The organism is Bradyrhizobium sp. ORS 278, from assembly GCF_000026145.1.
In the GTDB taxonomy this organism is placed as follows: Bacteria; Pseudomonadota; Alphaproteobacteria; order Rhizobiales; family Xanthobacteraceae; genus Bradyrhizobium.
This window is the reverse complement of the sequence record NC_009445.1, coordinates 6987904-7011122: the sequence shown is the minus strand read 5'-3', so window position 1 is coordinate 7011122 and position 23219 is coordinate 6987904. Positions and strand designations below refer to the sequence as shown.

The 23219-nt window shown below is 66.9% G+C and carries 21 protein-coding genes; 12 read left to right on the top strand and 9 right to left on the bottom strand.

From position 1 onward, the window contains the following. Positions 1-334 precede the first annotated feature (334 nt). The 5 genes from BRADO_RS31350 (at position 335) to BRADO_RS31330 (ending at position 4649) form a co-directional block, all read left to right on the top strand. Entirely contained in the window at positions 335-859 is a 525-nt protein-coding gene (locus tag BRADO_RS31350) for a hypothetical protein (protein WP_012030217.1), read from the top strand. Positions 860-1027: 168 nt separating this feature from the next. Continuing rightward, entirely contained in the window at positions 1028-1213 is a 186-nt protein-coding gene (locus tag BRADO_RS31345) for a hypothetical protein (RefSeq protein ID WP_012030216.1), read from the top strand. A 19-nt stretch (positions 1214-1232) separates the two neighbouring features. Then, positions 1233-1826 carry an SCO family protein gene (locus BRADO_RS31340; protein ID WP_012030215.1) on the top strand — a complete coding sequence of 198 codons (594 nt, stop codon included), beginning with the start codon at positions 1233-1235 and terminating at the stop codon, positions 1824-1826. Between the two features lie 103 nt (positions 1827-1929). Continuing rightward, positions 1930-2820, top strand: coding sequence for a transporter substrate-binding domain-containing protein (locus tag BRADO_RS31335; protein WP_012030214.1), 891 nt, complete (start codon positions 1930-1932; stop codon positions 2818-2820). Positions 2821-3002: 182 nt separating this feature from the next. Further along, entirely contained in the window at positions 3003-4649 is a 1647-nt protein-coding gene (locus BRADO_RS31330; RefSeq protein WP_012030213.1) for a lysine--tRNA ligase, read from the top strand. Positions 4650-4842: 193 nt separating this feature from the next. Here the strand turns inward: BRADO_RS31330 and BRADO_RS31325 are convergent, their stop codons facing one another. Beyond that, complete coding sequence (locus BRADO_RS31325) at positions 4843-5604, bottom strand: carbonic anhydrase (RefSeq protein ID WP_012030212.1); 762 nt, start codon at positions 5602-5604, stop codon at positions 4843-4845. A 279-nt stretch (positions 5605-5883) separates the two neighbouring features. Here BRADO_RS31325 and BRADO_RS31320 point away from each other — a divergent pair, with 279 nt between their 5' ends. Both BRADO_RS31320 and BRADO_RS31315 read left to right on the top strand, forming a co-directional pair. Beyond that, positions 5884-6228: a DUF952 domain-containing protein gene (locus BRADO_RS31320; RefSeq protein ID WP_012030211.1), complete on the top strand. Its 345-nt coding sequence runs from the start codon at positions 5884-5886 to the stop codon at positions 6226-6228. Next, entirely contained in the window at positions 6225-7319 is a 1095-nt protein-coding gene (locus BRADO_RS31315) for a quinone-dependent dihydroorotate dehydrogenase (protein WP_012030210.1), read from the top strand. Before BRADO_RS31320 ends, BRADO_RS31315 begins: the two co-directional genes overlap by 4 nt. A 291-nt stretch (positions 7320-7610) precedes the next feature. Here the strand turns inward: BRADO_RS31315 and BRADO_RS31310 are convergent, their stop codons facing one another. The 4 genes from BRADO_RS31310 to BRADO_RS31295 form a co-directional block, all read right to left on the bottom strand. Further along, on the bottom strand, positions 7611-8894 hold the full coding sequence (locus BRADO_RS31310) for an MATE family efflux transporter (RefSeq protein WP_012030209.1): 1284 nt from the start codon (positions 8892-8894) through the stop codon (positions 7611-7613). A gap of 157 nt (positions 8895-9051) precedes the next feature. Further along, complete coding sequence (locus tag BRADO_RS31305; protein WP_012030208.1) at positions 9052-9360, bottom strand: DUF6460 domain-containing protein; 309 nt, start codon at positions 9358-9360, stop codon at positions 9052-9054. Positions 9361-9612: 252 nt separating this feature from the next. Next, on the bottom strand, positions 9613-11481 hold the full coding sequence (locus BRADO_RS31300; protein WP_012030207.1) for an ATP-dependent DNA ligase: 1869 nt from the start codon (positions 11479-11481) through the stop codon (positions 9613-9615). Then, a complete protein-coding gene (locus BRADO_RS31295; protein ID WP_012030206.1) occupies positions 11478-12524 on the bottom strand; it encodes a ligase-associated DNA damage response exonuclease in 1047 nt (348 codons plus the stop codon). The genes BRADO_RS31300 and BRADO_RS31295 overlap by 4 nt, the downstream gene beginning before the upstream one ends. Positions 12525-12667: 143 nt before the next feature. Between BRADO_RS31295 and BRADO_RS31290 the strand changes: the two genes are divergently transcribed. The 4 genes from BRADO_RS31290 (at position 12668) to pdeM (ending at position 18374) form a co-directional block, all read left to right on the top strand. Further along, positions 12668-13594 carry a class I SAM-dependent methyltransferase gene (locus tag BRADO_RS31290; RefSeq protein WP_012030205.1) on the top strand — a complete coding sequence of 309 codons (927 nt, stop codon included), beginning with the start codon at positions 12668-12670 and terminating at the stop codon, positions 13592-13594. A 109-nt stretch (positions 13595-13703) separates the two neighbouring features. Then, entirely contained in the window at positions 13704-14933 is a 1230-nt protein-coding gene (locus BRADO_RS31285; RefSeq protein ID WP_012030204.1) for an ABC transporter substrate-binding protein, read from the top strand. A 196-nt stretch (positions 14934-15129) separates the two neighbouring features. Beyond that, positions 15130-17667 (top strand): ligase-associated DNA damage response DEXH box helicase, encoded by a 2538-nt coding sequence (locus tag BRADO_RS31280; protein ID WP_041757188.1) that lies wholly within the window; start codon positions 15130-15132, stop codon positions 17665-17667. Positions 17668-17687: 20 nt separating this feature from the next. Continuing rightward, positions 17688-18374, top strand: a complete 687-nt coding sequence (gene pdeM / locus BRADO_RS31275; RefSeq protein ID WP_012030202.1) for a ligase-associated DNA damage response endonuclease PdeM — start codon at positions 17688-17690, stop codon at positions 18372-18374. 123 nt (positions 18375-18497) lie between these two features. On the opposite strand, the gene BRADO_RS31270 is transcribed toward pdeM, so the two are convergent. Next, positions 18498-19364 carry a LysR family transcriptional regulator gene (locus BRADO_RS31270; protein WP_012030201.1) on the bottom strand — a complete coding sequence of 289 codons (867 nt, stop codon included), beginning with the start codon at positions 19362-19364 and terminating at the stop codon, positions 18498-18500. Between the two features lie 99 nt (positions 19365-19463). Here BRADO_RS31270 and BRADO_RS31265 point away from each other — a divergent pair, with 99 nt between their 5' ends. After that, complete coding sequence (locus BRADO_RS31265; protein WP_012030200.1) at positions 19464-20381, top strand: DMT family transporter; 918 nt, start codon at positions 19464-19466, stop codon at positions 20379-20381. 1 nt (position 20382) lies between these two features. Here the strand turns inward: BRADO_RS31265 and BRADO_RS31260 are convergent, their stop codons facing one another. The 3 genes from BRADO_RS31260 to BRADO_RS31250 all read right to left on the bottom strand — a co-directional run bounded on the left by BRADO_RS31260 (position 20383) and on the right by BRADO_RS31250 (position 23046). After that, positions 20383-21153 (bottom strand): TIGR02186 family protein, encoded by a 771-nt coding sequence (locus tag BRADO_RS31260; RefSeq protein WP_041757187.1) that lies wholly within the window; start codon positions 21151-21153, stop codon positions 20383-20385. Between the two features lie 2 nt (positions 21154-21155). Continuing rightward, the gene (locus tag BRADO_RS31255) at positions 21156-22082 is read right to left on the bottom strand and encodes a sulfite exporter TauE/SafE family protein (protein WP_041757883.1); all 927 of its coding nucleotides are present in this window, start codon (positions 22080-22082) and stop codon (positions 21156-21158) included. Positions 22083-22218: 136 nt separating this feature from the next. Beyond that, on the bottom strand, positions 22219-23046 hold the full coding sequence (locus tag BRADO_RS31250; RefSeq protein WP_012030197.1) for a hypothetical protein: 828 nt from the start codon (positions 23044-23046) through the stop codon (positions 22219-22221). Between the last annotated feature and the right edge of the window lie 173 nt (positions 23047-23219).

Below are 23219 nucleotides of genomic sequence, written 5' to 3'. Positions count from 1 at the left end.
CGGCCTGTCGCCGCGCTCGTGGCGCGACTGCCATTCTCGGAACCAGAGTGAGGCGATATTTTCCCGGTGGCAACCGGCGGTGCAGCGGCCCTGCAACACTTCCCCTGAATTTGGCTCGTGCTGCTGCGCCGTCCTGGACAAAAACACGATCTCGCAACACGCTGCGTGGGCGATTTGGATTTGGCTTTCGCGTTCCGGTTCTGGGGAGGGCTCGTGATTGCAAGGTCCTTCGCAGTTCCAAGCACCACACGACGCGCATCACACACGACGCGGCGCAAGGGACTTGTCTCAAAGTCGGTCAGATCGGCTTCGCCGGGTTGAACTGGGGCTCGACATGAAATTCTGGACGGGGTTGCTCGCGGTTGTTCTCTTGCTGTCCGGCGTCGGTGCGAGCCATGCCGTGGTCCGCATCGCCGACGATCGCGGCGGCCGGATCGGCACCTATGTCGACAAATACCAGGGCCTGCGCTCCTCCGGCGAGTATGTGATCATCGACGGCCTGTGCGCCTCCGCCTGCACCATCGTGCTCGGCGCCATTCCGCACGACAAGATCTGCGTCACCTCGCATGCCAATCTCGGCTTCCATGCCGCCTGGGACTTTGGCGCCAACGGCCGGGCCGTCACCAATCCCGAGGCGACGCAGATGCTGTACTCGATGTATCCGTCGCCGATCCGGCGCTGGATCTCGCAGCGTGGCGGCCTGACCCCGCGGATGATCTTCCTGAAGGGCAGGGAGCTGCAGGCGATGTACAAGCCCTGCTACATGGACGCCCAGGCTTCCTCGCCGTCGGCGCCGCAGGTGGCCCCGAACGCTCCGGAGATCTCCCCGGCCGCCGCCAAGGCCTCCGCCTCGCATTGACCTGGCGGCCGCTCCAGGCCCCCGTTTGAGTGCGCTCCCCACCCTGTGACCTCGACAGGCGCCTCGGCGCTTGCCTCGCCCGCCGGCGCGGCCTATCTCAGAGCTCGGAAGGCGGGCCGTGGCTTGTGCCATTTCCGGCCATTCACTCCGCCGGATGAGCACGCCATCATGCAGCCGCTTTCAGCGCCGCAAGAGATACCATCGGCTCCCGACCGTTCCGTCGCTTCTGTGCTGGCGATGGTGGCGGGGACCATCGGTGTCGTGCTCGTCGCCGGCGCCGCAATGCTGTGGGCGACGTATGGGACCGCGGTGTTCTTCGAGATGATCGCCGCCGGTTTCAGCGCCTGCTTCTGAGAGAGAGAAGGAATACGGCATGCCGTCCAATGCCACCCGTCCGCTGGTGATCGTCGGAGCCTTCGCGGCCAGCCTCGTGGTCGGCCTCTCGCTGATGTTCCTGGTCATGGGCGGCGGCCGCAACATCGCCGCGCCGGCCGCGATCGGCGGCCCGTTCCAGCTCACCGACCAGACCGGCGCCGTCGTCACCGAGAAGAGCCTCGAGGGCCGGCCGACCCTGATCTTCTTCGGCTTCACCCATTGCCCGGACGTCTGCCCGACCTCGCTGTTCGAGATCTCCGAGGTGCTGCGCGCGATGGGCAAGGACGGCGACGGCGTCAATGCCTATTTCATCTCGGTCGATCCCGAGCGCGACAATCCGGCGACGATGAAGGACTATCTCTCCAGCTTCGATCCGCGTCTCAAGGGCCTGACCGGCGATCCCGAGGTGCTGGCCAAGGTGCTCACCGAGTACCGGGTCTACGCCAAGAAGGTTCCGCTCAAGGACGGCGATTACACCATGGACCACACCGCGCTGGTCTATCTGATGGACCGCAACGGCCGCTTCGTCGCGCCGTTCAATTTGAAGCGGACGCCCGAGGAAGCCGCGGCGGACCTGAAGAAATACCTCTAAGCGCATTAACGCTGAAGCCCGAGGCAGTGGGCCGCTGTGCCCATTCCAGCCTCGAATTTGCGCCGGGATGGTCTATAAGGCGCGCTGACCCTCGGGACCGCTGATGCCGACCGCCCTGTCACCATGCCTACGATTGATCCGCCCGGCCACGCTTGCGGCCGCGCTGCTGTGTCTTGCCGGCCCGGCAGCGCGTGCCCAGGCACCGGTTCGTCCGGCCGTCGAGGCCGCACCGCAGGCCGTGCCCGGCTTCTGGGATCCGCGCCGACGCCCTGAGCGGCCCGACCTGTCGCGCCTGACGGTGATCCGCTTCCTGACCGAGACCGACTATCCGCCGTTCAACTTCACCGGCCCGGACGGAAATCCGGCTGGCTTCAACGTCGACCTTGCCAGGGCGATCTGCGACGAGATCAAGGTCACCTGTACCGTGCAGATGCGCCGCTTCGAGACCCTGATCGACGCGGTGACCTCGAACCGCGGCGACGCCATCATCGCCTCGATGGCGGTGACGCCGCAGATGCGGGCGCGGCTCGATTTCTCCGACCCCTATTACCGGGCGCCGGCCCGCTTCGTGTCGCGCCGGGACGGCGTCATGGCCGAGATCCGCCCGGAGCTGCTCGAGGGCAAGAAGATCGGCGCGGTCGCCGGCACGGCGCATGAGGCCTACCTCAAGGCGATGTTCACCGACGCCGAGATCAAGCCCTATCCGAACGACGACGCGCTGCGCCTGGCGCTGCGCCGGGGCGAGGTCGACCTGATCTTCGGCGACGGCATCTCGCTGGCGTTCTGGGTGAACGGCACCGATTCCGCCGATTGCTGCGCGTTTTCCGGTGGACCTTTCGTCGAAAGCCGCTATTTCGGCGAGGGCGTCGGGATCGGGGTGCGCAAGGGCAATGACCTCTTGCGCCAGGCCCTGAACTGGGCGCTGTTCCGGGTCTGGGAAAAAGGCCGCTACACGGACCTGTGGCTGCGCTATTTCTCGATCAGCCCGTTCTAGAGTTTCACCTGCCCGGTGGATATGGCGCATCGCGCCGAACCCACCATCGCTCCGCATCCACCGTCATTGCGAGGAGCGGAGCGACGAAGCAATCCAGAGCCGCGCGTGAGACTCTGGATCGCTTCGCTTCGCTCGCGATGACGCCTTGTGTCAATTCTGCTGCTTTGAACCGGTACTGTCAGATGTCCACGATCGATCTCGCACCGACCAGCCCGAGCGACCTGCGCGCGCTCGCCGAGAATTCAAACGCCTGGCCGTTCGAGCAGGCGAAGGCGATCGTCAACCGGCTGAAGAAGGCGCCGAAGGACGAGGTGCTGTTCGAGACCGGCTACGGACCGTCCGGCCTGCCGCATATCGGCACCTTCGGCGAGGTCGCGCGCACCACCATGGTGCGCCACGCCTTCCGCGTGCTCACCGAGGACAAGATCAAGACGCGCCTCATCGCCTTCTCCGACGACATGGACGGCCTGCGCAAGGTGCCGGACAACGTGCCGAACAAGGAGATGCTGGCGAGCCATCTGGGCAAGCCGCTGTCGCGCGTCCCGGATCCGTTCTCCAACGAATATCCGTCGTTTGCCGCGCACAACAATGCCCGGCTGCGCGCGTTCCTCGACACGTTCGGCTTCGACTACGAGTTCGCCTCCTCGACCGAGTACTACACCTCCGGCAAGTTCGACGCGGCGCTGCTGCGCATGCTGGAGCGGCTGGAGAAGGTGATGGCGATCATGCTGCCGTCGCTCCGCGAGGAGCGTGCGGCCAGCTACTCGCCGTTCCTGCCCATCTGCCCGCGCACCGGCCTCGTGCTGTACGTGCCGATCGTCGAGCACGACGCCAAGGCCGGCACGATCTCCTATGACGATCCCGAGACCAAGGAGCGCATGACCGTTCCGGTCACCGGCGGCCATTGCAAGCTGCAATGGAAGCCGGACTGGGCGATGCGCTGGTTCGCGCTCGGCGTCGACTATGAAATGGCCGGCAAGGACCTGATCGATTCGGTGAAGCTGTCGGGCAAGATCTGCGCGGCGCTCGGCGGCACGCCGCCGGAGGGCTTCAACTACGAACTGTTCCTCGACGAGAAGGGCCAGAAGATCTCGAAGTCGAAGGGCAACGGCCTGACCATCGACGAATGGCTGCGCTACGCCTCGCCGGAATCGCTGTCGCTGTTCATGTATCGCGAGCCCAAGGCGGCGAAGCGGCTGTATTTCGACGTCATCCCGCGCAACGTCGACGACTATCAGCAGTTCCTGGAAGGTTTTCCGCGGCAGGATGCCAAGCAGCAGCTCGGCAATCCCGTCTGGCACATCCATTCCGGCAAGCCGCCGAAGGCTGACATGCCGGTGACGTTCCAGTTGCTGCTGACCTTGGTGTCGTCGTCGAACGCGGAGAATGCCGAGACGCTGTGGGGCTTCATCGGCCGCTACCGGCCGGGCGTGACGCCGCAGACGCATCCGAAGCTCGATGCGATGGTCGGCTACGCCATCAACTACTATCGCGACTTCGTCGCGCCGACCAAGACGTTCCGCGAGCCGACCGAGGGCGAACGCGTGGCGCTGCAGGATCTGCGCGACGCATTGTCCAACCTGCCGGCAGAGGCAGCGGCCGAGGACATCCAGAACGTGGTCTACGAGATCGGCCGGCGCGAGCCGTTCCTCGACCACGTCAAGAAGGGCAAGGATGGCCGGCCCGGCGTGTCGCTGGATTGGTTCAACATGCTCTACCAGGTGCTGCTCGGCCAGGAGAAGGGCCCGCGCTTCGGCTCCTTCGTCGCGGTGTATGGCATCGGCAATGCGGTCAGCATGATCGACGGCGCGCTGGCGCGTTCGGCGTGAGGCCCACGCTGGTCATTACACAAACGGTGTCGTCCCGGCCTCCGAGCCGGGACCCATGACCACCGGATCGAGTTTGGCGGAGGATCTCCGCCACCTCGCAAACCAATCAGCATCCCGCGGTATTTGTCCCGGCTCGGAGGCCGGGACGACGGCGGAGTGTTTGGCGGCGCGTTTGCCCCATGCGGGCGGTCGACTACATCCCCTGCAGTACGAAGCGGCGATCGAGCTTCTGCACGGGGCGTGCGTTCATCGGGTAGAGCTTGGCGAATTTTGCGACGTCGGCTTCCGCCACCTGGATCGGGTCGCTCAGCAGCAGCCACTCGACGACCTCGGAGCAGGGCGGCGTCGTCAGCGAGCCGGCATAGCGATAATAGGAGCGGCGGCCGGGCAGCATCATGTTGGGATTGATGCGCGGATCGGCCTTCACCGCCGGGCCTTCCTTGTCCGGCATCGTCGCCACGATCTGCGAGAACGTGGCATTGGGCCGGCCGGTGGTCATGAGCACGCCGAGCACGGCGAGGCTACCGGAGGCGGCGCGGTGCACGAAATGCGCCTCCATCGGAAAATTCTTGCCGCCGATCTGGTGCTCGCTCGGCCGGTGGAAGTGCACCTGCAGCAGCTTGTAGTTGGTCTCGCCGAGCTTGAGCGTGCCGCTGCCGTCGGCGAAGTTGAGCTGGATGGTGTGGCCGTTGTTGACGATGGTGTCGGCGGTCTTGGCCCAGGACAGCTTGAAGTCCGGCAGCCGGGTCTTCATGGCGTTCTCGATGTCGATCGGCGATTGCTGGTTGCCGACGCTGCACACCTTGTTGGCGGCGTCGAGGTCGCCCCACTTGGCCGGCCCGGTCGCGCCCTCATAGCTCCAATGCGGCGCGCCTTCGGCGGCGAAGCCCGGCGTGGCACAGACAGGACAGAGGGCGAGGCCCGCGAGGGCCTTCAAGACGTGGCGGCGGTCCATGGCAATCTCCAAATCTCAGGCGTGATGCATGCAATCGGGCGGCGCGTCAGCGCCCGGCGGCGCGAGCGAATCGCGGGAACCAGGGAACCCTGTTTTGGTTAATCCTTGCTGAGGAACCCGATGCATCGAGGGACAACCGTGGTGGCCCGGATGCAACTGCTGCACGTCCGTGTGGGGCGCGTCAGGGCACACGAGGCTTGAGTTCGCCTGATCCTGCCGATACGGTCTTTGGCATCCCCAAAATGTCAGCAGACTCAAGCTCGAACCAGGACCGCGACGGTGCCCAAAATCTACAAAATCTGCTCAGCTTCGGCCTGGCGCGAGGCGGAGCGGCAGGGCGTCTATCGCGGCAGCGCGGACGATCTGCGCGACGGCTTCATTCACTTCTCCACTGCCTCGCAGGTGCCTGAAACGGCGCGCAAGCACTTCTTTGGCCAGAGCGCGCTGTTTTTGGTCGAGGTCGACGCTGACGCGCTGGGCAACGGCCTGCGCTGGGAGCGGTCGCGCAACGACGAGCTGTTCCCCCATCTCTATGGCGAGCTCGATCTCGGCGCGGTCACCGCCGTTCACCAGATGCACAGCCGGGCCGACGGCGGTCACGACATTCCGGACCTCGTGCCGTGATCCGCGCCTTCGACCAGCTCTCGCTGCCGCTGCTCCGCTGGCTCGATGCCGAGGATGCGCACCGTCTCGCCATCCAGGGCCTGAAGCTGCTGCCCGCCGTCAAGCCGCGGGCGGACGACGCCAAGCTCGCGGTGCGCGCTTTCGGGCTGAACTTCCCGAACCCGGTCGGCATGGCCGCCGGCTTCGACAAGAACGCCGAGGTGCCGGACGCCCTGCTGCGGCTCGGCTTCGGCTTCGTCGAGATCGGCTCGGTCACGCCGCGTCCGCAGAGCGGCAATCCGCGGCCGCGGCTGTTCCGGCTGGAGCGCGACGAGGCGGTCATCAACCGCATGGGCTTCAACAATGACGGCGCCGAGATCGTGCTGCGCCGGCTCGCCGGTCGCGCCAACCAGGGCGGCATCGTCGGCGTCAATGTCGGGGCCAACAAGGATTCCGCCGACCGCGTCGCCGACTACGTCCGGCTGATCGAGACCTTCGCGCCGGTGGCGAGCTATTTCACCGTCAACATCTCCTCGCCGAACACGCCCGGCCTGCGCAATCTGCAGCAGGCGTCGCAGCTCGATGACTTGCTGACCAAGGTGCTGGAGGCGCGCGACCGCGTCCGCCGCAAGGCCGGCGACACTCCGGTGCTGCTCAAGATCGCGCCCGATCTCAGCCTCGCCGAGCTCGACGACGTCGTCCATGTCGCGCGCTCGCGCGGCGTCGACGGCATGATCGTGTCGAACACCACGCTGGCCCGTCCGAACTCGCTGCGCGAGCAGATGCGCGCCAAGGAGCAGGGCGGGCTCTCGGGCCGGCCGCTGTTCCGGCTGTCGACGCGCATGGTCGCGGAGACCTTCGTGCGCGTCGAGGGCGCCTTCCCGCTGATCGGCGTCGGCGGCATCGACACCGGCGGCGCCGCGCTGACGAAAATTCGCGCCGGCGCCAGCTTGATCCAGCTGTACTCCTCGCTGGTCTACAAGGGCCTCGGCCTAGTCGAGAGCATCAAGGCGGATTTGACCTCGACCCTGCTGCGCACGGGGCGCGAGTCGCTGTCCGAGATCGTCGGCGCCGATGCGGCGACGATCACGGCGGAGGACTGGCCGGTCTAGTTGGCGCTTTGTCGTTATGCTGAGGACAAGCATCGCCAGCACGCTGTGAGATACAGCGCCCTCTCCCCTTGTGGGAGAGGGCATCTCCGGCCGGTCCGCCTGCTCGGTTGGGTGAGGGGTTCTATCCGCACGTGGCGCTCGCGGAGACATACCCCTCACCCAACCGAGCCTGCCGCGCTGTCCGACTTGCCCTCTCCCGCAAGGGGAGAGGGCGCATTCACGAGCACCGCGCTCATCCTTAAGCCAGCTTTGAGTTGCGTTGCGATGTGTGCCGCCGCCATCAACTCTGTTCTACTTGGCGAACGACATCCTCAGCAGCGCCGGATAGCGGGCGGCCTGGAAGCCGCCGCGGGCCGCGTAAAAGCTGAGCAAAGCGACCCACAATCCGGTGTTGCCGAAGCCGCGCAGCGCGAGCCATACACCGAGGAACACGATCAGTGCCGCGATCATCAGGTTGCGCATGTCGCGGGCCCAGGTGGCGCCGATATAGACGCCGTCGAACGCGAAGGCGAAGACCGACACCAGCGGCGAGGCCACCACGTATGGCAGGTAGTCGCGCCCGGCGCTGCGCACGGCAGGGCTCGCCGTCATGACGTCGATCAGCTCAGGTCCGAACAGCACGAAGATGACGGCCACCACCAGCGCGAAGCCGAAGCCCCAGCCCAGCACCAGCCGGGTGGCGCCGGCGAAGGCGTCGCGGTTGCGGGCGCCGAACGCATAGCCGCAGAGCTGCTCGGCGGCGTTGGCGAGCCCGTCGAGGAAGAACGCGGCGACCAGCAGGAAATTGTTCAGCACCGCGTTGGCGGCGAGCGTCGTGTCGCCGGCGCGCGCGCCCTGCGCGGTGAAGAACAGGAAGGCCACGATCATCGCCGCGGTGCGGATCATGATGTCGCGATTGATGGCCATCATGTGCATCAGCTTAGCGCGATCGAACAGCAGCGGCAGTGACAGGCCGTGCGTCGTCGTCACCAGCCGGCGCGCCAGCAGCAGACCGATGGCGACGCCGACCGTCTCCGCTACCAGCGCGGCGATCGCCGCGCCGGCAATGCCCCTCTCCAGCACCTGCACCAGGAGGATGGTCGCCGCCATGTTGATGAGGTTGATCGCGACCTGGACCGCAAGCGCCAGCCTGGCCCGGGCCAGCCCGACCAGCCAGCCGAGCAGCACGTAGTTGGCGAGGGCGAACGGCGCCGACCAGATCCGCACCTTGAAATAGGTCCGCGCGGCGCCGAGAACGGCGTCGCTGCCGCCCATCAGCTCGAAGATGATTGCGGCGATCGGCAGCTGCAGCGCGATCAAGGCGACGCCGATCAGCGCGGCCAATGCCAGGCCGCGGATCAGCACCATCCGGATCTCGTCGCTCTCGCCGGCGCCGAGCGATTGCGCGGTGAAGGCGAGCGTGCTGGCGCGGAGGAAGGCGAACAGCCAGAACAGGCAGTCGAAGATCACCGAGGCCATCGCGACGCCGCCGAGCATCGCGGCCTCGCCGAGCCGGCCGATCGCGGTGGTCGACACGATGCCGATCAGCGGCGTCGTCAGGTTGGCGATCATCGCGGGGCCGGCGATGTGAAACACCTGCGCGCTGGTCACGGTCGATCGGTGGGGGGCGGGTGAATGCAACGGACGTCTCGCTGGCCGTGCCGAAAGTCCGGCACGGCCCATGCTTATCCGTCTTCAGCAGCGCGGGCCAGCTGCACGCATCAGGCCGGCCGATACGGCGGCTGGAATCGATCTATCGCCCGCGCGGGGCGAACAGCCGCGACAGGAACCAGACCGGGATCACGATCACGGCGCCCAGCAGGAAGTAGCGCCACAGCCAGTTGAAGGCGTCGAAGCCGAGCTCGTAGAGACGGATGAACAGCAGCTGGATGCTGTGCAGGATGTTCAGCGGATCGAAGCCGATCGCCGACAGCACCACGCCGACCAGGATGGACAGCAGGATCAGCCGGAACGCCACCGCAACCGGCGAGCCGCCAAGAAAGCGATACAGGCCATCCGAGCTGCGGGCGCGGGCCGGATAGTCCCGGATGTCGTTCGACATGTCATCGTCTCCAAGGCCGGATCTCGAAGGCCGGTTCACCGGCGGATTCGTACAGGGATTATAGAGCACGGCAGGGCAGGTGGGGAACTGGCCTTCCGGCCGCAAGCCGGTTACGGGCATTTAATGTTCCGGCGTTGCCGATGCTTTGCTGCCGAGGCGATGGATGCCCGGGTCAAGCCCGGGCATGACGAGCGACTTTGTGGCCCATGCGGGGTCTCGCCAATTTGGGTGTTCAGCATCCCAATCAAACCCTCACCCCGTCTCGCTCTTCAGCATCCGCTCCAGCGTCTCCAGCCGGTCGGCGTCGCGTGGTGGCTTGTCCCAGCGCAGGCGGTTGATGCGCGGGAAGCGCATGGCGACACCGGATTTGTGCCGCGGCGATTTCTGCAGGCCCTCGAAGGCGACCTCCAGCACCAGGCCTTGCTCGGGCTCGTGCACGACGTGACGGACGGGGCCGAACTTCTCCGTGGTGTTGCGGCGGACGAAGCGGTCGATCTGCAAGAGCTCCTCGTCGGTGAAGCCGAAATAGGCCTTGCCGACCGGCACCAGCTGATCGCCTCCCTCGCCCGATGTCCAGACGCCGAATGTGTAGTCGGAGTAATAGGACGAGCGCTTGCCGTGGCCGCGCTGCGCATACATCAGCACGGCGTCGATGATATGAGGATCGTGCTTCCACTTCCACCATTGGCCCTTCGGCCGGCCGGGCAGATACAGCGCATCGCGCCGCTTCAGCATGACGCCTTCGACTGCCTCCGCGTCGTCGCCGGCGCCGGCCGAGGCCGGATCGGCGCGCGCGGCCTTCAGCTCGTCCCAGCTCGCAAAGGCGATGGTCGGCGACAAATCGACACGCGGCTCGTCGAGACGCTTGATGAAGCCTTCCAGCCTCTTGCGCCGCTGCTCGAACGGCAGCTCGCGCAGATCATGGTCCTCGTCGCCGAGCAGGTCGTAGGCGCGCAGATGGATCGGGTACTCCTTCATCAGCTTCGGCGACACCGCCTTGCGGTTCAGCCGCTGCTGCAATACGTTGAAACTCTGCACGCGCCTGTCGCGCACCACCAGCAGTTCGCCGTCGAGCGCGCCGGGCAAATGCAGCGACGGCAAGAGATCAGGGAAGCTCGCGGTGATGTCCTCGCCGCTGCGCGAATACAGCCGCGTCACAATGCGGCCATCGGCCTCGCGGCCGCTGACCGCCTGCACGCGGATGCCGTCCCATTTCCATTCGGCGATGTAGTCGGCGGCCGCCATGTTGGCGAAGTCGCCGTCCTCGACGGCGTGCGCCAGCATGACGGGCCGGAACGGCGCGGGGTCGCGATTGACCGGCTTGTCGCCGCGGCCTTCGAGCCAGGCAAACAAATCGAGATAGGGCGGCGACAGGCCCGGCCAGATCAGCTCGACGTCATGAGGATCCTTGTGGCCGAGCGCGGCGGCCGCGGTCTTTGCGAGGCGCGCGGAGATGCCGATGCGTAAGCTCCCGGTGACCAGCTTCAGCAGCGCCCAGCGTCCGGTCTCGTCGAGCTCGTCCAGCCAGCGCGCCAGCTGCTTCGGCATCTCGGTCTTGCCGAGGGTGCGGAGCGTGGTGACGACCTCGGTGAGCGTCGGTGGCGGCGGGTGGTTGTGGCCGGGCGGGAGCTGAGTCGAGAGACCACCCGTGGGACACCCCCCTCCCTGACCCTTTCCCATAAGGGGGGAGGGAATGGTGAGAGCGGTGTTTGTAACGACGAGATCGTCCGATGAGTCCCTCGTCGATGCCGGGGGAGCTGAGAGCGCAGCACGCAACTCGGCTCCCTCCCCCCTTGTGGGGAAGGGTTGGGGAGGGGGGTGCCCGGAAACGTGCTGCTGCTGAGACCCGCCCTTCGGCCACATCAGCGCGACGGTCTCGGAGAGGTCGCCGACATAATCATACGACAAGGCGAACAGCACCGGATCCGCGCGGGCGGCGATGAGGTCGCGGATCAGCGCCGGCTTGGCGTGCTTGAACGACAGCGCGCCGGTCAGCGCGCCCAGTGCGTAGCCGCGGTCGGGGTCCTCGACCTCGCGGAAATACGAGGTCAGCAGGCGCAGCTTGTTGTTGCGGCCGGGCTCATAGGCGAGGCGGTCGAGCAGCTCGGCGAAGCGGTTCATGCCTCGGCCCCCTCCGACGCCACCACCTCGCTCTCCTCCTCGTCGCCGTAGCCGACGAGATCGAGAGGCCGCGCCGTGAGCCCCTTGGTCTGACACCAATGCACCAGCGCGTCCTCCTGTCCGTGCGTCACCCAGACCTCGCCGGCGCCGGTGGCGGCGATGGTCGCGGTCAGCCCGTCCCAGTCGGCATGATCCGAGATCACCAGCGGCAGCTCGACGCCGCGCTGGCGGGCGCGGGCGCGCACCCGCATCCAGCCCGAGGCGAAGGCGGTGACAGGATCGGGGAAGCGCCGCGTCCACAGGTCGGAGGTCGCGCTCGGCGGGGCCAAGGTAATGGTGCCGGCGAGCTCGGCCTTCTTGACGCCCTTCACCGGCCTGAGCTCGCCGAGCGGGATGCCCTTGTGCTGATAGTAGCGCGTGATCTTCTCCATCGCGCCATGCAGGTAGATCGGCGCGTCGTAGCCGGCCTCGCGGATCAGCGCGATCACGCGCTGCGCCTTGCCGAGCGAGTAGGCGCCGACGAGATGCGCGCGCTCGGGAAACAGCGCCACCGAGGCCAGCAGCTTGTTGACCTCGAGTGCCGTGTCGCCGTGACGGAACACCGGCAGGCCGAATGTCGCCTCGGTGATGAACACGTCGCATTGCACCAGCTCGAACGGCGCGCAGGTCGGATCGCGCGCGTCCTTGTAGTCGCCGGACGCGACGATGCAGGTGCCGCCCGAGGACACCTTGATCTGGGCCGAGCCGAGCACGTGGCCGGCGGGGTGAAAGCTGACCTTGACGTCGCCGAGCTTGATCTCCTCGCCATAGCCGATCGCCTGCGTGCTGCCGGCAAAGTTCTCGCCATAGCGCAGCCGCATGATGTCCAGCGTTTCCTGCGTCGCCAGCACGGCGCCGTGCCCGGCGCGGGCGTGGTCGGAATGGCCATGCGTGATCAGCGCCCGCTCGACCGGGCGGACGGGATCGATATGGAAGCCGCCGGCCTTGCAGCAGAGGCCGGAGGGGACGGGCAGCAGGATGTCTTGCGGGCGCATGGGAGTCATATAGGTCTCGCGTCGGAAAATTCAGCCGGTCCCATCCTGCGCTCGTCATGCGCGGGCTTGACCCGCGCATCCATCATTTGGAATGACTCGTTCGATGATGGATGGCCGGGTCAAGCCCGGCCATGACGACTTATGGTTCCCCGATGCCCCACCGCGTCTTCCTCTCCTCCGGCGATCTGATCGCCGACCGCCGCTACGAATTCGCCCGCGATCTGCAATTGAAGGGCGATCTGGCCGCGGCCGCCGAGGTGATGGAGCAGGCCATCGAGGTCGCGCCGAGCTTCGCCTCAGCGTGGTTCGAGCTGGGCCAAATCAGGATCGCGCTGGGTGAGACCGACAAGGCCATCGCCGCGTTCCAAAACGCGCGGGCCGCCGATCCGGATGACCGCCATGGCGCCGGCGTACGGCTGATGCAACTCGGCGCCGTGCCGCTCACCGATATGCCCAAGGCCTATGTGCAGTCGCTGTTCGACCAATACGCGCCGCGCTTCGAGGCCGAGCTGATCGAGCGGCTCAACTACCGGGCGCCGAACATCCTGTTCAAGGCTGTGCTCGCGGTGCGCGCCGTGGAGAGGAAGCCGGCCTATTTCAAGCGCGCCATCGATCTCGGCTGCGGCACGGGCCTCGGCGCCGCGGCCTTCGCCAAGAACGTCGACAGCTTCATCGGCATCGATCTTTCCGCCGGCATGATCGCGGAGGCGCGCGCCACCGGTCTCTATGCCGCGCTCGAGGTCGACGACATGACGGCCGGCCTGCAGCGGCAGCCGGACGGCTCGGCGGACCTCGTGCTCGCCGCCGACGCGATGGTCTATGTCGGTGATCTCATGCCGGTGCTCGCGGAGTCTCGCCGCGTCCTGATGCCGGGTGGGCTCGTGGCCTTCACGGTCGAGACGTATGACGGCGATGGCGTGATCATGGGCAAGGGGCTACGCTATGCCCATGGTGCGGAATATATCCGCGATGTTGTGACGTCGGCCGGGTTGCAGCTCAAGCAACTCGAACCGGCTTCGCCACGCACCGAGGAGCAGCTGCCGGTGCGGGGACTTGCGGTGGTCGCCAGCCGGACTTGAGTCTACACGCTATTGAATGCGCTGCACGCGGCGCTCCATGCGGCAACTTCGCTCTTGCCGCGCGTCTCCCGATGCCAAAAAATGCCATCAGTCTAGGGAGAGACAACAAATGAAAAAGACTCTGACGCGGCGCGATTTCTGCGCCACCGCGCTCGCGACCATCGGTGCCTCGACGATCGCCTCGCCTTACGTCTGGGCGGCCGAGAAGAAATACGACGCCGGCGCCAGCGACACCGAGATCAAGCTTGGCCAGACCGTGCCGCATTCCGGCCCCGGCTCGCTGTATGGCGTGCTCGGCCGAGTCGGCGAGGCGTATTTCCAGATGCTCAACGAGCAGGGCGGCATCAACGGCCGCAAGGTCAAGTTCTTCACCATGGACGACGCCTACAGCGCGCCGAAATGCGTCGAGGCGACGCGGCGCCTGGTCGAGCAGGAGGAGGTGCTGGCGCTGTATGGCTCGCTGGGCACCGCGCCGCAGACCGCCGTGCACAAATACCTCAACTCCAAAGGCGTACCGCAACTGCTGCTCAACACCGGCGCCTCGAAGTGGAACGATCCCAAGACCTACAAATGGACCATGGCCGGCCTGCCGCTGTATCCGACCGAGGCGCGCATCCTCGCCAAGCACGTGCTGAGCGTGAAGCCGGAAGCCAAAATCGGCATCCTCTACCAGAACGACGATTTTGGCCGCGACTTCCTGGGGCCGTTCAAGAAGGTGCTGGCCGATGCCGGCGGCAAGGCCCAGGTGATCATGGAGCAGACCTATGATCTCACCGAGCCGACGGTCGACTCACAGCTGATCAATCTGTCGAAGTCGGGCGCCGACGTATTCTACAACATCACCACCGGCAAGGCGACGTCGCAGTCGATCCGGAAAGTGGCCGAGCTCGGCTGGAAGCCGCTGCAGCTGTTGTCGGCGGGCTCGACCGGCCGCTCGATCCTGTCGGCCGCGGGCCTCGAGAACGCCAAGGACATCGTCGCCATCCGCTATTCCAAGGATGCCGGCGTTCCGCAATGGAAGGACGATCCGGATGTGAAAGGCTTCGAGGCCTTGCGCGCGAAGTATCTGCCCTCGATCGATCCCGACAACACCATTGCCTATGCCGGCTACGGCCAGGCGGTGTCGATGGGCGAGATCCTGCGCCGATGCGGCGACACGCTGACCCGCGAGAACGTGCTCAAGCACGCCACCACGTTGGCCGGTTTCCACTCGCCCTTCTTCCTCGACGGCGTCAATTTCGCCTACACGCCTGACGACTACACGCCGATGAAGACGCTCTACATCTCGATCTTCGACGGCAAGGACTGGAGCATTTCCGAGAAGCCGATGACGGAGTAGGGCGCGGCTTCCTCTGCTGTCGTCCCGGCCTTGAGCCGGGACCCATAACCACCGGCTTCCGCGAAACGATGACTGGCAGTTGCGCCTTACCGATGGACTGCGCGGTATGGGTCCCGGCTTTCGCCGGGACGACGGCGGAGGACCAGGCTGCCGTCCCGCCCTCGACGAACCGCGCCGGACTGCCTACCTTCCCCCGGTGCCGCCCCGCAGCCGACCAGTCCCGCCTGACGACAGCCCCGCGCTGCCCGACCATTTCACCCGATGGTTCGCGGCGCGCGGCTGGCGGCCGCGCGCGCATCAGCTGGCGTTGCTGGAGAAGGCCCGCGCACAGCGCTCCGCGCTGTTGATTGCGCCGACCGGCGCCGGCAAGACGCTGGCCGGGTTCCTGCCGACGTTGCTCGAACTCGGCGAGAAGACGACAGCCCGATCGCTCGCCCGCCCCGCCGGGCTGCACACGCTCTACATCTCGCCTTTGAAGGCGCTTGCGGTCGACATCGCGCGCAATCTCGATGCGCCGATCTCCGAGATGGGGCTGCCGATCAAGGTCGAGACCCGCACCGGCGACACGCCGGCCTCGCGCAAGCAGCGGCAGCGGCGCTATCCACCGGACATCCTGCTGACGACGCCCGAGCAATTGGCGCTGCTGTTGTCGTCCGCCGACGCGCCGTTCCTGTTCTCCTCGCTCAAGCGGGTCGTGCTCGACGAACTGCATGCGCTGGTCACGTCCAAGCGCGGCGATCTGCTGTCGCTCGCGCTGGCGCGGCTGTGGCGGCTGGCGCCGGACATGCGCATGATCGGCCTGTCGGCGACGGTGGCCGAGCCCGAGCAGCTGGCGCGCTTCCTGATGCCGCAGCCGCAGGGCGCCGTGGCCGCGGCCGACATCGTGTTGGCCGGCGGCGCGGCGCAGCCGGTCGTCGAGATGCTCGACACCCGCGAGCGGCTGCCCTGGGCCGGCCACACCGCGCGCCATGCGCTCGGTGAAATGTACGAGCTGATCAAGGCCAACAAGACCACGCTGGTGTTCGTCAACACCCGCAGCCAGGCCGAGATGCTGTTCCAGGATTTCTGGCGCATCAACGACGATAACCTCGCCATCGCCCTGCATCACGGCTCGCTCGACGTCGCGCAGCGCCGCAAGGTCGAGGACGCGATGGCCGCGGGCAGATTGCGCGGCGTGGTCTGCACCTCCTCCCTCGACCTCGGCGTCGACTGGGGCGATGTCGATCTCGTCATCAATGTCGGCGCGCCCAAGGGCTGCTCGCGGCTGATGCAGCGCATCGGCCGGGCCAATCACCGCCTCGACGAGGCCTCACGCGCGGTGCTGGTGCCGGCCAACCGCTTCGAGGTGCTGGAATGCTCGGTCGCGATCGACGCCATCGCCGACAACGCGCAGGACACGCCGCCCTTGCGCACCGGCGCGCTCGACGTGCTGGCGCAGCACGTGCTCGGCTGCGCCTGCGGCGAGCCGTTCGTCAGCGACGAGCTTTACGCCGAGGTGATCACCGCTGCGCCCTATGCGCTGCTGTCGCGCGCCGATTTCGACGATGTCGTCGACTTCGTCGCGTCCGGCGGCTACGCGCTGAAGACCTATGAGCGCTTCGCCCGGATCAAGCAGGATGCTAAAGGCGCCTGGCGCGTCGCCAATCCCAAGGTGCGGCAGACCTACCGCCTGAATGTCGGCACCATCGTCGAGGAGGCGATGCTGAAGGTGCGGCTGGTGCGCTCCCGCGGCGGGGGCAAGGGCACGACCGGTGCGATCGCGCGCGGCGGCCGGCTGCTCGGCGAGATCGAGGAGTACTTCATCGAGGGTCTCACGCCCGGCGACACGTTCGTGTTCGGCGGCGAGATCGTGCGCTACGAGGCGCTGGCCGAGGACCAGGTCTACGTCTCACGCGCCAACGACGCCGATCCCAAGGTGCCGTCCTACATGGGCGGCAAGTTTCCGCTGTCGACCTATCTCGCCGAGCGCGTGCGCGGCCTGCTCGACGATAACCGGGCCTGGAGGCAATTGCCCGAGCAGGTGCGCGACTGGCTGGCGCTGCAGAAGGACGTGTCGCGCATACCGGCCCGGCGCGAGCTGCTGGTGGAAACCTTCCCGCGCTCCAGCAAATACTATCTCGTCTGCTATCCGTTCGAGGGCCGGCTCGCGCATCAGACGCTCGGCATGCTCTTGACGCGCCGGCTGGAGCGCGCGCGCGCCCGTCCCCTCGGCTTCGTCGCCAATGAATATGCGCTGGCGGTGTGGGGGCTCGGCGACATGTCGCATATGGTGAGCCAAGGCCGGCTCGATCTCGCTGGTCTGTTCGATCCGGACATGCTTGGCGACGATCTCGAGGCATGGCTCGCGGAGTCCGCCTTGATGAAGCGGACATTCCGCTCCTGCGCCATCATCTCCGGGCTGATCCCGCGCCGCTTCACCGGCGAGGAGAAATCCCGCCGCCAGGTGCTGTTCTCGACCGACCTCGTCTACGACGTGCTGCGCCGGCACCAGCCCGATCACATGCTGTTGCGCGCCGCGCGCGCCGATGCCGCCACCGGCCTGCTCGATCTGCGCCGCCTCGGTGATATGCTCACGCGAATCGAGGGCCGAATCACCCATCGTCCGCTCGATCGCGTCTCGCCCTTGGCAGTGCCGGTGATGCTGGAAATCGGCCGCGAATCCGTCTATGGCGAGGCCGCCGACGAGCTCCTGGCGGAAGCCGCCGAGGAACTCGTGAAGGAGGCGATGGGGTAGAGCTGAGAGGCGAGGCGGAGTTGCGGGGGACGACATTCTCCTCATCGGGCACGATGGAGATCGCGGGCGTCACGCTGCGCGCCGATCTCTCGGGCGCCCTGATCTGGGACGAGCAGCGCCTGCTCGTGGTCTCCGACCTGCATCTCGAAAAGGGATCGAGCTATGCCGCGCGCGGCACGCTGCTGCCGCCGTTCGACACGGTGGCGACCTTGCGACGGCTCGAAGCGGTGATCGCGCACTACGATCCGCGCACGGTGATCGCGCTCGGCGACAGCTTTCATGACCGCGACGCGCATGCGCGCCTGACCGGCGACGACCGCGCCTGCATCGCCAACCTGCAGGTCGGTCGCGACTGGGTCTGGATCACCGGCAACCACGATCCCGCGCCGCACGGCATCGGCGGCGATGTCGCCGACGAGATCACCATCCACGCAGTGACGTTCCGCCACGAGCCGACCGGCGCGCGCGCCGAGATCGCGGGCCACCTGCATCCGAAAGCCCGCGTCGCGACGCGCGCCCGCACCCTCGAGCGCCGCTGCTTCGTCTCCGACGGCGAGCGCGCGGTGATGCCGGCCTTCGGCGCCTATGCCGGCGGCCTGAGCGTGCGTGATGCCGCGTTCGCAAAGCTGTTCCCCAAGCGCGCCTTCATCGCGCATGTGCTGGGCGATACGCGGCTGCACAGCATTGCCGCGGCGAGGTGTTATTAGTTGGATCGACGATTGGACGTAAGATCGTCCGCTCGACTTCGAAGCCGTGATCGTAATTCAGCGCTCTGCTGCGCCCTCGCCCCCGCTTGCGGGGGAGGGAACGTACCGCGCTGATGGCGAGACTTACGCTGCCTTCGCCTGCACCTTGTCGCAGAACTCCGCCAGACGGTTCGCCAGGCGCAACGTCGCCGGGCTGGCGTTCGGCGACGCGAGCAACGCTACCTCCGTGCGGTCGATCGGCGCAAAGCCCTCGCGCGCGGTCAGCACGCGGTGATCCGCCTGCACCGACATCTCGGAGAGGATGCTCAGCCCCATGCCGGCTGCGACGGCGGCCTGGATGCCGGCGAGGCTCGATGACGTATAGGCCATGTGCCAGGCGCGCCCCGCACTTTCGAGCGCGTGAACGGCGCGGGTGCGGTAGATGCAGCCGAGGGGAAAGCCGATCAGCGGCAGCGAACGGGCATCGAGGTCGATCGGATGGCTCCTGCTGGCCACCCAATAGACCTGCTCGGGCCATGCCGCGATCGCCGCCCTGGTGTCATCGGCGCCACGCTTGAGCAGCGCCAGATCGAGGTCGCCGCGCTCGATGTCGCGCTTCAAGTTCAGGCTCTGGTCGGCGCGCACATCGAGCCTGAGATCGGGATGCGCGCGCGAGAACGCCGCGAGCAGTTTTGCCAGCCGGTAGGCAGCGAAATCCTCGGGGATGCCGAGCTTCACCGCGCCGGCCGGCCCGGGACGCGCGACGACGTCGCGGGCCTCCTCGGCCAAGGTCAGCAGGCGGCGGGCGTAGGACAGCAGCCGCTCGCCGGCCTCGGTCGGCGTCACCTCGCGGCCGTCGCGGTTGAGCAGCGTCTGGCCGAGATCCTCCTCGAGCCGGCGGATCTGCTGGCTGACGGTCGATTGCGTGCGGTGGACGCGCTCGCCGGCCCGGGTGAAGCCGCCGGCCTCGACCACGGACACGAAGCTGCGCAAAAGCTCCAGATCGAGCATCGGGAACCTCCATTCGAAATTCCACTGAGTTTCAGTCTATCATTTAATTTCCAAATGAGGAAGAACAGCCCTACATCGAGCGGCAGAAGGAGACCGCCGATGTCATCCGTTTCATCTCCGGCTGCCGTGACCCCGATGAAGACGAGCCTGCTGCCGCTTCAGATCGGCCTGTTCTGCCTGCTGTGGAGCTTCGCGTTCGTCGCCGGCAAGATCGGCGTCACCTATTGCCCGCCGCTCCTGCTGCTCGCCGCGCGGTTCTCGCTCGCCGGCCTGCTGATCCTGGCCGTTCCCGCGGTCAGGGGCGAGTGGCGCATGAGCTGGCGTGATGCGGCCGTCTTCGCCATCATCGGCATCGCCAACAACGCCCTCTATCTCGGGCTGGGCTACACGGGCCTGCAGACGGTGTCCGCCGGTCTCGGCGGCCTGATCGTCTCGGCCAATCCGGTGTTCACCGCGGTGTTCGCCGCGCTGCTGCTCGGCGAGCCGCTGACCCTGCGCAAGGTCGCGGGGCTGGCGCTCGGCACGCTCGGCGTCGCGATGATCGTCTGGCACCGCATGTCGGTTGGCACTGATCATCTCCAGGGCATTCTCTACACGCTGGCGGCGCTCGCCTCGATCGTCACCGGCACCATCCTGTTCAAGCAACTCGCGCCGAAGGGCAGCCTCTGGGTCGGCAACGGCATCCAGAACCTCTCGGCCGGACTCGTGCTGTGGCCGGTCGCGTTTGGCATCTCCAGCGTTCACGACGTCGTTCCGAATGCGCAGCTGATCGGCGCCTTCGCCTTCCTGGTGCTCGGCGGCTCGATCCTCGCCTATGTGCTGTGGTTCCATCTTCTGAAAGTGTGCGGCGCCACCGCCGCCAGCGCCTATCATTTCGTGATGCCGCCGCTGGCGATGGTCTTCGCCTTCCTGGTGCTCGGTGAGCACGTCGCGCTGCAGGACCTGCTGGGCGTCATTCCCGTGGCCATCGGCATCTACCTGGTCACGCGCGCACCAGCCCAGACACGAGCGTCCTGATTCAGTCGCGCCGGAACACGATCGACGCCATCCATCCGGTCATCAGCGCCATCACGGTCGTGACAAGTCCGTAGACGAAGCCGTTCTGGCGCGCCGAACTCGCGACGAACTGCTCGAAACCGACCTTGACGATCTCGAACGCGGTCTCGGTCTTGGTCACGAGCGCGCCGTCGGCGAGCAGCTTGATCTCGACCTCGTAGGTGCCGATCGGCACCGCCGCCGGCAGCGGGATGCCGGTGCGGAACAAAGTGGGGGTGAGGAACGTCACCGCGGACGTGTCCTCGCGATACAGGCCGTGCTGCGACTGCAGCCGCACGAAGGCGCTGCGGAACAGGTCGTTCGGCACCACGTCGGCATAATCGGGACCGACGCGCTGCGTCAGCAGCACGTTGTTGAGGCCGAGCTGCTGCCGCCGCTGCACCTCGGCCGCGGCCATCGCATCGAACGGCCGGTTGGCGAACAGCGCGAGATAGCCGGGCACCTTGAGAAACTGGCGCGAGTCGGTGTTGATCCAGATCCCGAACTTGCGCTCCTTGCGCCGCGTCACCATGTCCGCGCGCGGCCCGCGCACGGTGACGACGAGATCATAGGCGGCGCGGGTCGCCGGGGTCTGCGCGTCTCTTTCCACCGAGCCGAACAGCACCAGCTCCTCGCCGGCATAGTTCGGCGTCACCGTGACGCGGTGGTTGGAGACCGAGACGATCAGCCGCTCGGCGCAGGCCGGCGCCGCCCCGGCGATCAGCAGCAGCAGAGTCAGGCCGAGGCGACCCATCCTCATCGGCCCACCTCGGTCTCGCGGATCGTGAACAGGTCTTCGGGCCGGATCACCAGCTCGATCGCGAAGCGGATGCCGACGGCGAGGATCAGCAGTCCCAGCAGCAGCCGCAGCTGCTCGCCGCGGATCATCTGCCCGGCGCGGGCGCCGAACTGTGCCCCGGTGACGCCGCCGATCATCAGGATCAGCGCCAGCACCGCATCGACAAGGTGATTGCTCATCGCATGCAGCATGGTCGCGATCATCATGGTGGCGAGCGTCAGCACCATCGAGGTTCCGATGACGGTCGAGGTCGGCACGCGCAGCAGGTAGATCAGCAGCGGCACCAGGATGAAGCCGCCGCCGATCCCCATCACAGCGCCGAGAAAGCCGATGAGGAGGCCGATGCCGATGACGGGAATGACCGAAACGTAGATCTTGGAGCGCTTGAAGCGCATCTTCAGCGGCAGGCCGTGGACCCAGACATGGCTGCCGGGGCGCCGCACGGTCGCGACCGCGCCGCCGCGCGCCCGCATGATGGCGCGCAGCCCTTCCGAGACCATGATGCCGCCGACGCTCGACAGCAGCGCGACGTAGGACAGCGCGATCATCAGGTCGAGTTGGCCGAGCGAGCGCAGCAAGGTGAAGGTGGAGACGCCGAGTGCGGTGCCCAACGCGCCGCCGATCATCAGCACCGAGGCCAGCGCGGGATCGATCGCCCGCCGTCGCCAATAGGACAGCGCGCCGGAGAACGAGGAGGCGGCGATATGGCTGGAGACCGAGGCGACCGCGACAGCCGGCGTGATGCCGACGAAAATCAGGAGCGGTGTCATCAGGAAGCCGCCGCCGATGCCGAACATGCCGGATACGAAGCCGACCGCCGCGCCCATCGCCAGCAGCAGGAAGATGTTGACCGGGAGGTCGGCGATCGGGAGATAGATCTGCATCCGCGTGGCCCTGCGCGCGTTCAACCCGAGCATCCCGCGGCATGCGAAGCAGGTGCTTCGGTCCTGCATAACCGAAAATCCCGGCCGAAGGGATCGGAGATTCCCGCCGCGCCGTGCGATCTGCCGGCCAGACCGATCAGAGCGGCTTGAGCGGCGCCGTGACCAGTTTCATCGCCTCGGCCTCCCTGGGCTCCAGCCAACGGATGTTGCGGGTCTCGGACATGGCTTCGATGACCTGCGACGAGACGCCCATGCGGGTGACGTAGCCGAGGATCGCGCCGGTGACGCGCTGGGTGTCGGCCACCGCGTCCTCGCCCTCGGCCCTGGAGGTGAAGCGGTGGACGCCGAGCGCCGAGCCGTCGAGGCCATAGCGGGTCTGACCGCCCGCGAAGGTGAACACGCAGGCGCTGGCGCAGAAGCCCGGGCGAACGCGGCCGCCGGCGTCGACCACTCCGACGGCGGTGGCGAGGCCGTGGGCGCGGATGATCTCGCCCATCAGAACGCCCTGCTCGAGATTTCCGCCAGGCGAGGACAGCAGAACGATGTCGCCGGGCTTTAGGCGGGTCTCTTCGATTCGCTCGCGCAGCCAGACCGCGGCGGCAGGACCGATCTGGCCGCTCACCGCCAGCACCGTCCGATCCGCGCCGAGCCCGCCGATCGCGGCATTGGTCACCAGGGTCGAGGACAGGCTCGGCGAGACGTACTGATCCTTCCAGAACGACCAGGCATCCGGACGCGACAGGTCGCGATAGGCGCGGATGCCGGCACTCGCCAGGAGCGCGACGACGAAGATGACCGAGGCGAGGCGTCGCCAGCGGAAGTCGGCCGGAAAGCAGTCGGTCACCCGGTGCGCGGGAGGGTGGGGCGTGGCGGTGGAATTTGGCAGCGTCCGTGGCGCGATCCGCGGGCCGGTGGGCGATTGACGAAAGGACCCGCCATTCTCTTGGCCTCGGTCAGATGCCACGTCACCTTACTCCCACCATGCTGCAGGCCACTGCGCGTCTCCGGCCGCTCACCTTCTCCTATCGAGGGAGGAGATTATGGCACGCAAGTGCCCGTAACCAAGAGACGCCGTGGAGAATGTCGCAGCACGCGATCTCGGTCTCAACCTCCCCTGGAGGTGCAGTTTGTATCGCA